This is a genomic window from Priestia sp. TGN 0903, from assembly GCF_050846855.1.
Lineage (GTDB): Bacteria > Bacillota > Bacilli > Bacillales > Bacillaceae_H > Priestia > Priestia zanthoxyli.
In genome coordinates this window covers 372,523-386,448 of record NZ_JBOZGL010000004.1, presented here as the reverse complement: position 1 = coordinate 386,448, position 13,926 = coordinate 372,523, and the positions used below count along the sequence as shown (strand labels likewise).

Sequence of the window (13,926 nt, the reverse complement as noted above, 5' to 3'; positions counted from 1 at the left end):
AGGATGGGCGACTATGAAGAATCGCATGAAGACTGTTATTGGAGTAATTGTAGGAGTCGTTATTTTAATAGGAACAATATGGCTGATAAACGAAACACGCTACCCCAACGTGCCAGCTTTTGATGATCACTTCACGCGTAAGTTCTTGAACAAAGATAAAAAAGTGGACGGCGGGTTTTATGAGTTTAAGTCGAAGACAGGACAGTATACGATGTGGTTTCCGGAAGAATTTATAATAGCGAATAACGATGGTCAAGGCTATTCAAAGAACGGACAAAATTATGAAGATTGGAGAGCCTTATCGACTAAAAAATACAAAGGGGAGAATCTGATTGGTCAACTGAACTTGAAATTTTTTGAGCGGGGCACCAAAGATGAAGCTGTGTTTGTAGAGGCTACTTTTAAAAGAAGATTTCATGCTAATAAACCAAAGGTAATAGAAATGAAAGATAAAAAAATCTACTATGATAATGCCTATACTTACTTCAAGGGTACGGAGGAGAAAGTAATTGAAGATAAAAGTAGTTACATACCCAATACGTATGTTGCCTACGTAGTTGATGAACATTCAAATAAGACAATTGAAATATCTTATGACTCTATAGGTAATAACTTATCAAGAAATGAAGGTAACAAAACAAATAAGCAATTTTTAAAAATATTAAAAAGTATTCATTTTAGACCAGAAAACAACGGAGATGTCAGAGGATGAAGAAACGTACGAAGATTATTATTGCAACTATTGCAGGAACGGTTATTTTAACAGGAGCAATATGGCTAATAAACGAAAGCCGCTATCCAAATGTCCCAGCTTTTAAAGATCACTTCACGCGTAAGTTCTTGAACAAAGATAAAAAAGTAGACGATGGTTTTTATGAGTTTAAGTCAAAAACTGGGCAGTATGCGATGTGGTTTCCAGAGGAGTATCAATTAATACATGAAAATGATGAAGATTATGTTGTAAGTGGAAAAATGTACGAAAGATGGGTAGCAGCTTATACCAAAGAGCATAAAAAGGAACATCAAATTAATTCTATCAGTTTAAAGTTTTCAGAAGGAAGAGATCCAGAAGATGAATCTTTTAGCGTAGAAAGTCTTATGAAAAATCGTTTTAATGTAAGTGAACCAAAGGTAATAGAAACTTCTAATACTAGAATTTACTATCAATCTGCTTACATTTATTTTAAAGGACCCGAGAAGCATGTGATAAATGACAGTAAAGAACATGTCCCAAATACATACGTAGCCTATGTGGCTGATAAGGAATCGACAAAGGTCATTCAATTATCAATGGATCAGGTTGGAGATTTTATAGAAGATAGTAGCTTGGAAAAGAATACGTGGGTTTTAAATATGTTAAAGAGTATCCATTTTAAAGCAGAAAATAATGGAGATGCCAGAAGATGAAAAAGCATACGAAAACTATTATTGCAGTCATTATAGGAATAACTATTTTAATAGGCGGGGTATGGATGATAAACGAAAGCCGCTATCCAAATGTCCCAGCTTTTAATGATCACTTCACCCGTAAGTTCTTGAACAAAGATAAAAAAGTGGACGATGGGTTTTATGAGTTTAAGTCGAAGACAGGTCAGTATACGATGTGGTTTCCAGAAGAGTATCAAATTATACATAAGGATGCTTCGGATTATGTTAAAGACGGTACATACTATGAATTCTTGAAAGCTTCTAACAATAGCCACGATGGATATAAAGGATATATTGATATTGAGCTGTCTGAGAAAAAAACTAATAAAGAAAAGATATATGTAGAGGGCTTATTTAAAAAACGTTTTTATATTAATGATCCTCAAAAATTACAGACAGATACAACAAGAATTTATTACGATAGCGCGTATATCTATTTTAAAGGCACAGATAAAAGAGTAATTATGGATTTTAATAAACGTACGCCAAGTACATATGTTGGCTATATTGGGGACAAAAACTCTGAGCGGGTAATTGAATTTTATTTTGATAGTACAGAACACCTTTCTGAAAAATCAGCAGAAAAACGTGAGGAATGGATTATAAAGATATTAAAAAGTATTACTTTTAAAACAGAATAAAAACAAGGTCTACTCATTCTGTTTTAAACAATAGCTGAAGAAAATTTCTTAATTTTAAAGTTTGTACTAGCAATGGCAATAAAGGATGTGTGGAGTGATGAAAAAACGTAAAAAGACTGTTATTGCAGCAATTGTAGGGTCATCTATTCTAATAGGTGGAATATGGCTGATAAACGAAGAACGCTACCCCAACGCCCCAGCTTTTGATGACCACTTTACACGTAAGTTCTTGAACAAAGATAAAAAAGTGGACGATGGTTTTTATGAGTTTAAGTCGAAGACAGGTCAGTATACGATATGGTTTCCAGAGGAGTATCAAATGTTGCATAATGCTTCAGAGTATTACTCTGTAAATGGAAAATCATATGAAAATTGGTCTGCTTCATGTAGCAAGGTCGATGGGGAAAATAAATCAATCTACTATATTAAAGTTGAATTTTCAAAGAATGATAAGAAATCTGAGCCTATTTATGTGAAGGGATTATTTGAAGAGCAATTAAAGAATAATAATCCTAAAGAAATAGAAACTTCACATACTCGCATATATTATGACTATGCTTACGCATATTTCGAGGGAACTGAAAGGCATGTAGTACATAACAGTAAAGTTCATTTACCTAATACCTATACAGCTTATGTAGCAGATAAAAATTCTAATAAGGTTATAGAATTCTCATACGACAGTATAGGTGAAGGTACAGAAACTAGCCAAGAAAAAAGGAAGTTATGGTTTTTGACAATATTAAAAAGTATTAATTTTAGCGAGGGTAAAAGTCGTGAGTGAAAACCTTTATTAAGTAACGATATAAAAAATGAAATAACTCTGCTTGAGTACAGTGGATTATAGGGATGAAAGTGAATGAATATAAAAAGTACTGCTATTGCTCAGACAATGATTTGAGCAATTTTTATATGTTTAATAACTACAAATAGATAAGTAAGCAGTATGTAGCATACATAGCAATAGATTTAAATAAAACTATTCAAATTACATTAAATGTGGTTTATTTCAACCAATGAAGGGAGTGTGTAACCATGAAAAAATGTACCAAGGCCATTATTGCAGTTATTGCAGGAGCCGCTATTTTAATAGGAGTCATATGGCTGATAAACGAAAGCAGCTACCCAAACGCCCCAGCTTTTGATGACCACTTTACACGTAAGTTCTTGAACAAAGATAAAAAAGTGGACGATGGTTTTTATGAGTTTAAGTCAAAGACCGGGCAGTATACGATGTGGTTTCCAGAGGAGTATCAAGTTTTACATAAATATCGCGAAGATTACACTAGAAATGGCGAATCATATGAAAATTGGTCAGCCTCTTATATTAAACCCTACGAAAATGATCAACAAACGTACGCTATCAAGGCTGAATTTTCCGAGAACGACATGAAATCAGAATTAATTTATGTAGAGAGTTTATTTAAAGAACAATTAGACAGTAAAAAACCTAAACAGTTAGAAACCTCTCATACAAGAATTTATTATGATTATGCCTATACATATTTTCGTGGTACTAACCAACATATAGTACATGACAGTAAAGAAAATCCGCCCAACCTTTATGTAGCATATGTAGCAGATAAAAGCTCTGATAAGGTAATCAAATTAATATATGATAGTGTAGGGGAAAATACAGAAACAAATAAAATGGATAGAAAGAAATGGTTTTTAAAAATGTTGCAAAGTATTAAATTTGTTAAGGGAAATTAATTATAAGCAAAAGCTTTTTTTAGCATAAGGGCAACAAATCAAAATGCTAAAGACTATTCAATATATAAGGATTAAAGTTTGTTCCAAACGATAAAGTAGAGGGGACGCCGATGAAAAAACGTTCGAAAGTTATCATGATAGTTATCACAGGAGCCGCTATTTTAATAGGAGTCATATGGCTGATAAACGAAAGCAGCTACCCAAACGTTCCAGCTTTTGATGATCACTTTACGCGCAAGTTCTTAAACAAAGATAAAAAAGCCGATGATGGGTTTTATGAGTTTAAGTCAAAGACCGGGCAGTATACGATGTGGTTTCCAGAAGAGTATCAAGTTTTACATAAAAAGAGAGAGGATTATGCTGTAAATAATGATTCCTACGAGAGCTGGTGGGCTGTCTACAATGAAGAAGTTGAAGGTAAAACACAAGCGAATTATATAAAAACTGAGTTTTTAACCAGTAATCCTGCAGATGAGAGTATTCACGTTGAGGCTTTATTTAAAAGAAGATTTGGATTAAGTGTTACTAATAAGATTGAAAATTCACAGACGAGGATTTACTATCAATCAGCTTATATTTATTTCAAAGGAACAGAAAAGCGTGTAATAGTAGATGAGAAGAAACATATTCCTAATACATACTTGGCATATGTAGCAGATAAGCATTCTAATAAAATAGTACAGATTTCCTTCGATAGCAGCGATAAATATAAAAGCGGTGATGAAGACAAAAGACAAGAATGGTTTTTTAAAATGCTGAAAAATATTCGTTTTAATGAGGGGAAATAGTAGAGAATTTATAGAGAAGAAGAGGTAACAAGTTAGATGAAGAAAGTTATAGGGTTTGCTTAGCTGTAGGTGCAATATTTTTTGTAATGTCTTGAATGGGCTGTTATCCTTGGTTTTCCAACTAGCATCTATTTATCAACATGAGCAACTTGTCTATGATTACAAGCCAATGATAACAGGTTATTGCGCTAAGTATATGATAAACGTAAATTTCACATATTAGGTGTTTCTAGCGGTTGATTGGAGGGCAAGGCGAAGACTCCTGCGGGAAAAGCGGAACAGGTGAGACCCCGCAGGAGCGTAAGCGACGAGGAGGCTCAGCGGCCGCCCGCGGAAAGCGAAGCCATGCACGGAAATCAACCGCGGTGTCACAAGCAATCTATACTAGTCCCTTTATCTAATTTGCTCATCTTTAGATGGGGCTGAGCTGCTTATGTCTCAATCTCTTGTTTGAAACATCCTTTACAGCCTATCTATCAAAAGCATAAAAGTCTCTAAAACACTTCTTTGTTGCTATCATAAGCCTCCAGCAAGTCCCAAAATACTAAATCGCCTAATGGAATATCTTACTTTTAATGGACAATTATCTGTTTTTAGGATATATTTTTATAAGTTTAGGTTATGGAAGAAATAGTATATTGAAAACGAAAGGTGATTAAACGAAAGAATGGATGCTCATGTTTTAAAGGAACTGACGTATGAAGACTTTCAGTTTGTATATCAGCCTATTTATGCGCTGGATTCGTGGGAGACGCTGGGTTTTGAGGCTTTGCTGCGCACGGCTTTCGCAAAAGGGCAAATTGAAGAGTTGTTTTCACTGGCAAGACGCCATAATTATTTGTACAAGCTTGATACGATGGCAATTGAAGGGGCTATAAAGAACTTTCCGTTTGAGGTATTGAAATCTGAGGATTTATTTATCAATGTGTTTCCCTCTACTCTTCTCCACCCGCATTTCCAACGGTTTTTAACATATCTGTTGAACACCTATAAAAATGCGAAACATCGTATTGTATGGGAGTTAAATGAAACGCTTCATGAAAAGATTTTATGGGAATCACCTGCTCTTTTTGCCCGAGTAATGAGTTTGAAAGAGGCCGGTTTCAAAATTGCGATTGATGATTTTGGAGCAGGAGCCGCGGCGATGAGACAGGTAAGCATGTATGAGCCTCACTATATGAAATTGGACCGAAGCTATGCGGAAGGACTAGCCGACTGCAAGCAAAAGAAAGATCTGATTGATTTGCTTGTTAACTATTATCCGCATACGAATCTCATTTTAGAAGGCGTTGAACGAGATAAAGATTTAGCCGCAGCGATTTCGTTAAACCTACATGCTGCTCAAGGCTATTTGCTGGGCATGCCGCAGTCGATCTCTTCCTACTTAACTTATAATAAGTACCGCAGTTTATTCAGACGAGAAAGGCTGCTGAATTCTTAAACTCTACACTTCACTCAATAGATAATTTATCGTGATATAAAAGCGAGTAATTAGATCTATATGAAACATAGATGCCTTGAATTTTTATAAAATTATGTGATTTTGTACGATTGTTAAAATATTTTAAAGGATAAAGAAGACGTGTTGGTTTGGGAGAATGAGTGAATGGCATATCAAAACAAGACGTTTAGTGAAATTCCAAAGGCAGATGGAGGATATTTAGTATGTATAGTGAAGGGGTATTCCAATTTTATTTTATGAATATGCCGCAGCCTGTTATTTTAATTCAGCAAGAAAAACATCAGCTATATTATAAAGAATGTAACAAAGCAGCTCAGCAATTCTTTGACAAAATGGAAGACAAGATAATCAACAAAGAAGAAAATCTGCTTTTTTACACACTTTGTGAAAAAGCCATTGCCACGAAAGAACCGATTCAATATCAGCACATACAGCTTTTTCAGCCCGACCGGCATGCATATGAAGTAACTTTTACTCCTCTTTTTAATCAAGCGACAAACCCTTCACATGTCCTTGTTATGGCTCAAGAAATTCATTATAAAAAAACACAGGAAGAGAGCACGCGTTTACTCGATGCGTTTCTAGAAAACACGGTAGACGCCATTCTAATTGCTGATTGTGATGAGAAGGTCTTAACAGTCAATGGAGCATTTGAAAAGCTATTTCAGTGGAGAAAAGAAGAAGCTATAGGAAAAAGCCGTCAAGAGATGAACATCGTGTCAAAGAAAGAGGAACAAGAAAACCTTAAATTAATCGAAGAATTAAAAAATGGTAAGACGCTGTCTCCTTATGAAACAGTCAGGTACAAAAAAAGCGGCGAAAGCGTGTGTGTATCTGTCAGCTGTTCACCGATTTATGACCATCAAAATCAACTGGTCGCCTATTCAGTGATTTACCGAGATATCACAGCTATTAAAAGATTAGAATTAGAGCTCATAAAAAGCAAACAGTGGTACAAATCGCTATTTACAAACCACCACCACGCAGTTTGTATGCTGAATTTGGACGGTACGATTTTAAATATTAACAGCGCATTCTTAGAAACGCTGCAGCTTTCTGCAAGCGATGTGCTGCACCAAAATTACCGAGACATTGCTAAAAGACTGGGAGCCTGTAATTACAAACGTTGGAATGTATATGAAGAAATTAGTTATAGTACAGAGATAACATTCCGAAGAAGCCAACATTCTATACAACATGTGTATATTACAACGATTCCTGTTAAAGTAAATAATCAAACGGTTGGCGCCTATGCAATCTTACACGATATTACGCCTCAAAAAGAAGCAGAAGAACAGCTGGCGTATACGCTGAAAGAACTTGAAAATATAAAATATGCGCTTGATGAATCAGCTAGCGTTATGATTATAAATGCAAGTGGGACTATTACCTATGTAAATGATATGTATGTACAGTATTCAGGTTACGAAAAAGAAGATTTAGTAGGGAAGTATTATCGAGATGCAGGGCTTAATCATGACCATCATGTGCTGATTGAAACAATAAAAAGCGGAAAAGTATGGCGAGGACAGCTTGAAATGGGGACGAAGCATCATCAGTCATACTGGGTATCGAAAACAATTGTGCCGTTAAAAGATATAGACGGAAATATTACTCATTATGTATCCATTCATAATGATATTACTGAACAAAAAGCGCTAGAAAATAAACTTCATTTTGAAGCCACTCACGATAGTTTAACAGGTCTTCCCAACCGGGCAATGTTATTAAAAGAGTTAAACAAAGTAATTGAAAAAGGGCAGCAAAAAAGCGATGAGTTTTTTGCGCTTTTGTTTCTTGACTGTGATAATTTTAAGCAGATTAACGATGAATATGGCCATCATATAGGCGACGAATTTCTAAAAGCATACACGAAGAGATTAAAAAGCTGTGTACGGAAAGGCGATCGCATTTATCGTTTGGGCGGAGACGAGTTTATCATTATTTTAAACGTAACAAATGGACGAGAAATTGAACAAATTGCTAGGCGAATTCACGTATCTCTTCAGCAAAGCTGGAATGTACGGGGCTATTGTTTGCGCACCACAACTACCATCGGCGTCTCTATTTATCCAGAAGACGGGGAATCGGCGGCTTCATTATTAAAAAGTGCAGATGATGCGTTATATCAAGGAAAAAGAGAAGGGAAAAATAATTATATCCTCTATCAAACGTAAAAAAAGCCTCCAAAGAGGCTTTTTTATTTTATCCATGTTTTTGCCCACTTGCTGACGGGTCCTAAGATCATACCAAGCTCTGATCCTTTTTTAGTTAAGATATATTCAATACGAACCGGACGTTCAGGAATAACGTGCCGGATTACAATTCCTTCTTCTTCTAACTCTTTCATTCGTTCGGTTAACATTCGTTTACTTAAAGAGGGAATGCTGCTGTGAATTTCACTAAAGCGTTTAGGACCGCTCATCAGGACATAAATAATTAATCCATTCCATCTTTTTCCTATTATATCAAACGTTTTCCACACTTTTGGACATAACTCATCAAATTCATTCATTCATGCCACCTACTTTATTGTATATAGGATATTAAAAGTAACCCTTATAATGTTATTATATACTAGCATTTGGATAATGAAAAGGCTATCTTTTTTTATTTTCAAAACTTTCAGTAGCTTGGAAACGCTGTATTGTAAAGTTTTAAAAAAAAGTCACAGAATCGACATATTATTATTGACGTATCAAGAAAAAAGGTCTAAGATTGGTTACATAAAGTTACCTAGTTAAATAAAAGGTACTTTAAATTTACAATTACATCAAGAGTTTGAGAAAGAAGGTTAGTATCAAATGGATATCCTTTTGGCTATTCTTCCTGCGATTTTCTGGGGAAGTATTGTCCTGTTCAACGTTAAATTGGGCGGAGGTCCTTACAGTCAAACGCTTGGAACTACAATTGGTGCGCTGATCTTTTCAGCCGTTATTTATTTCGTAGTTCATCCAGTGTTGACGCCGCTTATTTTTATTGTCGGAATCGTTTCAGGATTATTTTGGGCAGTTGGGCAAAGTAATCAGTTGAAAACGATTGATTATATTGGTGTTTCAAAAACCATGCCAATTTCAACTGGTATGCAGCTTGTGACAACATCACTGTTTGGTGTTATCGTGTTTCACGAGTGGTCAACAACAACAACCGTTATTTTAGGCGTGTTAGCTCTTATTTTTATTGTTATTGGTATCGTGCTAACATCACTAGAAAGCGAAAAAAACCCAGAGCAATCTGGACAATTCAAAAAAGGGATCATTACCCTTATTGTTTCAACAATTGGATACTTAGTGTATGTAGTTGTCGCTCGTTTATTTAATGTAGACGGCTGGTCGGCACTATTCCCACAAGCAATTGGTATGTTAATTGGTGGACTTATACTTACTTATAAACACAAACCGTTTAATAAATACGCAATTCGCAACATTATTCCAGGCCTCATTTGGGCAGCTGGTAACATGTTCTTATTTATTTCTCAACCTAAAGTAGGGGTTGCAACAAGCTTCTCATTATCACAAATGGGAATCGTTATTTCAACGCTTGGCGGTATCTTCTTACTTGGAGAAAAGAAAACAAAGCGTCAGCTTATTTCAATTACGATTGGTATTGTGCTCATCATTTTAGGTGGCGTATTCCTCGGAATGGCTAAAAGTTAACGTTTACGTAAAAGTTAATGATAGTATGTATGAATAAATGAAAACACTAGGAGGATTTTATTATGTATACAGATTTAAAAGATAAAGTAGTTGTAATTACAGGTGGATCAACAGGTTTAGGTCGCGCAATGGCTGTTCGTTTCGGTCAAGAAGAAGCAAAAGTTGTTATTAACTATTACAACAATGAAGAAGAAGCTTTAGATGCGAAAAAAGAAGTAGAAGAAGCAGGCGGACAAGCAATCATCGTTCAAGGCGACGTAACAAAAGAAGAAGACGTTGTAAATCTTGTTCAAACAGCTATTAAAGAATTCGGTACATTAGACGTTATGATTAACAACGCTGGTGTTGAAAACCCAGTTCCTTCTCATGAGCTATCTTTAGACAACTGGAACAAAGTTATTGATACAAACTTAACAGGTGCATTCTTAGGAAGCCGTGAAGCAATTAAATATTTCGTTGAAAACGACATTAAAGGAAACGTTATTAACATGTCTAGTGTTCACGAAATGATTCCTTGGCCATTATTTGTTCACTACGCAGCAAGTAAAGGCGGTATGAAACTAATGACGGAAACATTGGCTCTTGAATATGCGCCAAAAGGTATCCGCGTAAATAACATTGGACCAGGTGCGATGAACACACCAATCAACGCTGAAAAATTCGCAGATCCTGTACAACGTGCAGACGTAGAAAGCATGATTCCAATGGGTTACATCGGTAAACCAGAAGAAGTAGCATCAGTTGCAGCATTCTTAGCATCATCACAAGCAAGCTATGTAACAGGTATTACATTATTTGCTGATGGTGGTATGACGAAATATCCTTCTTTCCAAGCAGGAAGAGGCTAATAGTTTTTAATCGATGTAGAAAAAAGAGACATGGCAAAAGCGCCATGTCTTTTTTTCTATACCTAAGCGAATGCCACCCCCTTGCGGGTTGGTGGCATTCGCCTAGGTAAAACCTTTTAAGAACTTTTTAAAACCTTTTTGGGAAGGTTCATGGGAGCTTTTTGTGCTTCCCTTATAAGTTTATGGTATTAGCCAGCCATTTTTTTATCAGACGATGGCTGGTTTTTGTCTTTTAGTTTGCTGAAGATAAAGGCTAGCACTGAGCCTGAGATGTTGTGCCAGACGCTGAAGATGGCGCTTGGGACAGCGGCTAGCGGCGAAAAGTGAGTGGAAGCAATGGTAACGCCGAGCCCTGAGTTTTGCATGCCCACTTCCATTGCGACCGCTTTTTGTTTGGCTAGGTCCATTCCGCATAAGCGGGCAAAGAAGAAACCGATTGTGAAACCAAGAATGTTGTGAAGCACGACTACGGCAAAAATGATACCGCCCGTTTTAGCAAGCTGCGCTTGGCTTCCTGCCACAACAGCGGATACAATCAAAACAATTGCGACTACTGAAACAAGGGGAAGAGCTTTGGAACTTGCTTCTGCCGCTTTTCCAAAAAACTTTTTGATTGTAAATCCAAGAGCAAGCGGAATGATGACAACTTGTATAATGGAAATAATAAGAGACATGATATCAATATCGACCCACTTGCTTGCAAATAATAAAATGAGAAGCGGTGTAACAATCGGTGCTAAAATGGTTGAAACAGAAGCGATGGCAACTGCGAGCGCAACGTTTCCTCGAGCCAAAAAGACCATTACGTTTGATGATGTGCCGCTTGGACAACAGCCTACTAAAATAACGCCCACTGCTATTTCTTTTGGTAAATCTAAGCCAATCGCCAAACCGAATGCGAGAAGCGGCATAATGATAAAATGCCCCACCACGCCTAGTGCTACTTCTTTCGGTCTTCGAAATACTTCGCTGAAATCAGACGCTGACAGCGTTAATCCCATTCCAAACATGACAATTCCTAAAAGCGGAACGATATACTTTCCAATCCATACAAAGTGCTCCGGGAATGAATAGGCAATAACGGAAATTAAAATAACCCAAAGCGTAAATGTTTTTCCTGCAAATGTACTGATTTTCTCTATTGTTTTCATCTGTACGATACCTCCTGCGAACTATAAGAAGAAATTATACTATTTATTCAGAAAAATGAAAACAGTATTTTTGTAAAATAGTACAGAATATTTTATCTTTTGGAGATTATTTCAGCTTATATGCAAGCATTCCTTCATTGAATACACAGAATATGTGGTAATATAAAGAAGTTAGTTTTAGAAAGTCGGAGGAGTTTAGTCATGAAATTTATCTATATTTTGTCTGTCCTTCCGTTCGTAGGCATATTAGGTTTTCTCCCTTTTGTTAATCGAGTGACTCCGTTTGTTCTCGGTATGCCGTTCAATATGTTTTGGATGGTGATATGGGTGGTGCTTACGTCCATTATTTTAGGGGTTATGTATAAGCTTGATCCCAGAAATCGGGAAGGGGAAGAAGAATGAATAGTGCACTTATTATTATTTTACTATTTTTAGTGGCAGCTATTTTTCTTGGCATACGATCAACCAAAGGCAAGGATATGAACTTGGAGCAGTGGACGGTAGGCGGACGCGGTTTCGGGGCTATTTTAGTGTTTGTGCTGATGGCCGGAGAAATCTATACAACGTTTTCGTTTCTAGGCGGAAGCGGATGGGCTTATGGAAAAGGAGCTCCTGCACTTTATGTCTTAATTTATATTAGCTTATCATATGTCTTATCATACTGGCTTCTTCCTGTTATTTGGAAGTATGCAAGAGATCATAAGCTCGTCTCGCAGCCTGATTTTTTTGTAAGCAAATATAAAAGCCCTTACCTTGGTGTGCTTGTAGCTGCTGTAGGAGTGATTGCGGTCATTCCTGTTATTGTTGTGCAGTTAAAAGGATTGGGGATTATTGTATCACAAGCATCATACGGTGCCATTTCAATGCCGGCAGCCATTTGGATGGGAGCTATCAGTTTAACGCTGTATGTGATGATATCCGGTATCCACGGTTCTGCATGGACGGCCGTTATTAAAGATATTATGATGCTTGCTGTGATTGGATTTTTAGGTATTTATTTACCTTTTCATTATTACGGAGGATACGGTCCAATGTTTGAAGCTGTGAATACAGCGAAGCCAGGATTTTTAAAGTTTCCTGAGCAAGGATTAAGCGTCTCGTGGTTTATTTCGACCGTTATTTTACTAGTACTTGGTTTTTATATGTGGCCGCAGGTGTTTAGCTCAAGCTATACAGCGAAAAATGCAAAGGTATTTCGCAAGAATGCAATCATTAGTCCTCTTTATACCTTAATGCTGCTCTTTGTGTTTTTTGTTGGGTTTGCAGCTATTTTAAAAGTTCCTGGTTTAAGCGGAGGAGACGTGGATCTTGCGCTATTACGTATCTCAATCCAAACTTTTGATCCTTGGTTTATTGGAATTATAGGAGGAGCGGGTTTGCTGACAGCGCTTGTGCCGGGATCGATGCTGTTAATGAGTGCGTCAACGCTGCTGGCGAAAAATATTTATAAACCGTTTGCGCCTCAAGCAAGCGAAGCGCGTATTGCTCGTTTAGCCAAAAGCTTTGTACCGGTTGTGGCTCTTATTTCCGTTTACTTTACACTAAACGGAGGAACGACGCTGTCAACAATTATTTTAATGGGCTATAGTCTAATGACACAGCTGTTTCCATCTCTGCTTTTCAGTTTGAAAAAAAATAACTTTGTAACGAAACAAGGAGCAGCGTGGGGGATTGTTGCTGGAATTATTGTAGTGGCCTATATTACAATCAGCGGCTCTACGATTGGTACGTTGTTCCCGTTACTGCCTCAGCAAATGAAAGATATCAACGTCGGGTTTATTGCGCTGCTTATCAACTTTATCGTAATGTGGGCAGTCAGTATGCTCACAAAGCAAAACAAAGCTGAGACAAAAGTATATTAGACGAAGTGAAAAACGAACCATTGATCAACACGCTTGATTAGTGGTTCGTTTTTTTGTTAGGGTCAACGGTAGACCCTTCTAGCAGTTGATTGGAGGGCAAGACGAAGACTCCTGCTTGAAAAGCGGAACAAGTGAGACCCCACAGGAGCGCAAGCGACGAGGAGGCTCAGCGCCCGCCCGCGGAAAGCGAAGTCTTGCACGGAAATCAACTGCGGTGTCACAAGCAGTTCAGCTCATGTCTCCCGTTTGTTCGTCTTTAGATTAGATTCATCTTATTATATCTCAGCCTCGTTTTTTCTAATCAAACAGCAAAGAGCCAAAGGAATAGGATCATCCTTTGGCTCTTTACGTGGCTTTTAACCGATAATTTGTAAAAT

General features: G+C 37.0%; 16 protein-coding genes. 14 read left to right on the top strand and 2 right to left on the bottom strand.

What is annotated here, in order from left to right; genetic code table 11:
* Nucleotides 1-13: 13 nt before the first annotated feature.
* The 9 genes from ACRPLY_RS16345 to ACRPLY_RS16305 all read left to right on the top strand — a co-directional run bounded on the left by ACRPLY_RS16345 (nucleotide 14) and on the right by ACRPLY_RS16305 (nucleotide 8,209).
* The gene (locus tag ACRPLY_RS16345; RefSeq protein ID WP_098999735.1) at nucleotides 14-712 is read left to right on the top strand and encodes a hypothetical protein; all 699 of its coding nucleotides are present in this window, start codon (nucleotides 14-16) and stop codon (nucleotides 710-712) included.
* A complete protein-coding gene (locus ACRPLY_RS16340) occupies nucleotides 709-1,407 on the top strand; it encodes a hypothetical protein (RefSeq protein WP_098999734.1) in 699 nt (232 codons plus the stop codon). The genes ACRPLY_RS16345 and ACRPLY_RS16340 overlap by 4 nt, the downstream gene beginning before the upstream one ends.
* On the top strand, nucleotides 1,404-2,069 hold the full coding sequence (locus tag ACRPLY_RS16335) for a hypothetical protein (RefSeq protein ID WP_155010388.1): 666 nt from the start codon (nucleotides 1,404-1,406) through the stop codon (nucleotides 2,067-2,069). The genes ACRPLY_RS16340 and ACRPLY_RS16335 overlap by 4 nt, the downstream gene beginning before the upstream one ends.
* A gap of 97 nt (nucleotides 2,070-2,166) precedes the next feature.
* Nucleotides 2,167-2,853, top strand: a complete 687-nt coding sequence (locus ACRPLY_RS16330; RefSeq protein WP_432232025.1) for a hypothetical protein — start codon at nucleotides 2,167-2,169, stop codon at nucleotides 2,851-2,853.
* A 251-nt stretch (nucleotides 2,854-3,104) separates the two neighbouring features.
* The gene (locus ACRPLY_RS16325; protein WP_034269901.1) at nucleotides 3,105-3,782 is read left to right on the top strand and encodes a hypothetical protein; all 678 of its coding nucleotides are present in this window, start codon (nucleotides 3,105-3,107) and stop codon (nucleotides 3,780-3,782) included.
* 110 nt (nucleotides 3,783-3,892) lie between these two features.
* Nucleotides 3,893-4,570 (top strand): hypothetical protein, encoded by a 678-nt coding sequence (locus ACRPLY_RS16320; RefSeq protein ID WP_432232024.1) that lies wholly within the window; start codon nucleotides 3,893-3,895, stop codon nucleotides 4,568-4,570.
* Nucleotides 4,571-4,806: 236 nt separating this feature from the next.
* Nucleotides 4,807-4,971, top strand: coding sequence for a hypothetical protein (locus tag ACRPLY_RS16315; protein ID WP_223260278.1), 165 nt, complete (start codon nucleotides 4,807-4,809; stop codon nucleotides 4,969-4,971).
* Nucleotides 4,972-5,237: 266 nt separating this feature from the next.
* Entirely contained in the window at nucleotides 5,238-6,011 is a 774-nt protein-coding gene (locus ACRPLY_RS16310) for an EAL domain-containing protein (protein WP_028412281.1), read from the top strand.
* A gap of 224 nt (nucleotides 6,012-6,235) precedes the next feature.
* Nucleotides 6,236-8,209, top strand: a complete 1,974-nt coding sequence (locus ACRPLY_RS16305) for a sensor domain-containing diguanylate cyclase (protein WP_028412282.1) — start codon at nucleotides 6,236-6,238, stop codon at nucleotides 8,207-8,209.
* A 23-nt stretch (nucleotides 8,210-8,232) separates the two neighbouring features.
* Here ACRPLY_RS16305 and ACRPLY_RS16300 read toward each other — a convergent pair whose 3' ends face one another.
* The gene (locus tag ACRPLY_RS16300; RefSeq protein ID WP_013055757.1) at nucleotides 8,233-8,547 is read right to left on the bottom strand and encodes a winged helix-turn-helix transcriptional regulator; all 315 of its coding nucleotides are present in this window, start codon (nucleotides 8,545-8,547) and stop codon (nucleotides 8,233-8,235) included.
* 289 nt (nucleotides 8,548-8,836) lie between these two features.
* On the opposite strand from ACRPLY_RS16300, the gene ACRPLY_RS16295 reads away from it, so the two are divergent.
* Together ACRPLY_RS16295 and gdh are read left to right on the top strand one after the other, a co-directional pair.
* Nucleotides 8,837-9,688: a GRP family sugar transporter gene (locus ACRPLY_RS16295; protein ID WP_028412283.1), complete on the top strand. Its 852-nt coding sequence runs from the start codon at nucleotides 8,837-8,839 to the stop codon at nucleotides 9,686-9,688.
* 62 nt (nucleotides 9,689-9,750) lie between these two features.
* On the top strand, nucleotides 9,751-10,536 hold the full coding sequence (gene gdh, locus ACRPLY_RS16290; RefSeq protein WP_014461262.1) for a glucose 1-dehydrogenase: 786 nt from the start codon (nucleotides 9,751-9,753) through the stop codon (nucleotides 10,534-10,536).
* Between the two features lie 188 nt (nucleotides 10,537-10,724).
* Here gdh and ACRPLY_RS16285 read toward each other — a convergent pair whose 3' ends face one another.
* A complete protein-coding gene (locus ACRPLY_RS16285; protein ID WP_013082056.1) occupies nucleotides 10,725-11,687 on the bottom strand; it encodes a bile acid:sodium symporter family protein in 963 nt (320 codons plus the stop codon).
* A 201-nt stretch (nucleotides 11,688-11,888) separates the two neighbouring features.
* Between ACRPLY_RS16285 and ACRPLY_RS16280 the strand changes: the two genes are divergently transcribed.
* From ACRPLY_RS16280 to ACRPLY_RS16270, 3 genes are all read left to right on the top strand, one after another.
* Nucleotides 11,889-12,089 carry a DUF3311 domain-containing protein gene (locus ACRPLY_RS16280; RefSeq protein WP_013055761.1) on the top strand — a complete coding sequence of 67 codons (201 nt, stop codon included), beginning with the start codon at nucleotides 11,889-11,891 and terminating at the stop codon, nucleotides 12,087-12,089.
* Nucleotides 12,086-13,549 carry a sodium:solute symporter family protein gene (locus ACRPLY_RS16275; protein ID WP_432232023.1) on the top strand — a complete coding sequence of 488 codons (1,464 nt, stop codon included), beginning with the start codon at nucleotides 12,086-12,088 and terminating at the stop codon, nucleotides 13,547-13,549. Before ACRPLY_RS16280 ends, ACRPLY_RS16275 begins: the two co-directional genes overlap by 4 nt.
* An 85-nt stretch (nucleotides 13,550-13,634) precedes the next feature.
* The gene (locus ACRPLY_RS16270; protein WP_432232022.1) at nucleotides 13,635-13,814 is read left to right on the top strand and encodes a hypothetical protein; all 180 of its coding nucleotides are present in this window, start codon (nucleotides 13,635-13,637) and stop codon (nucleotides 13,812-13,814) included.
* Nucleotides 13,815-13,926 lie beyond the last annotated feature (112 nt).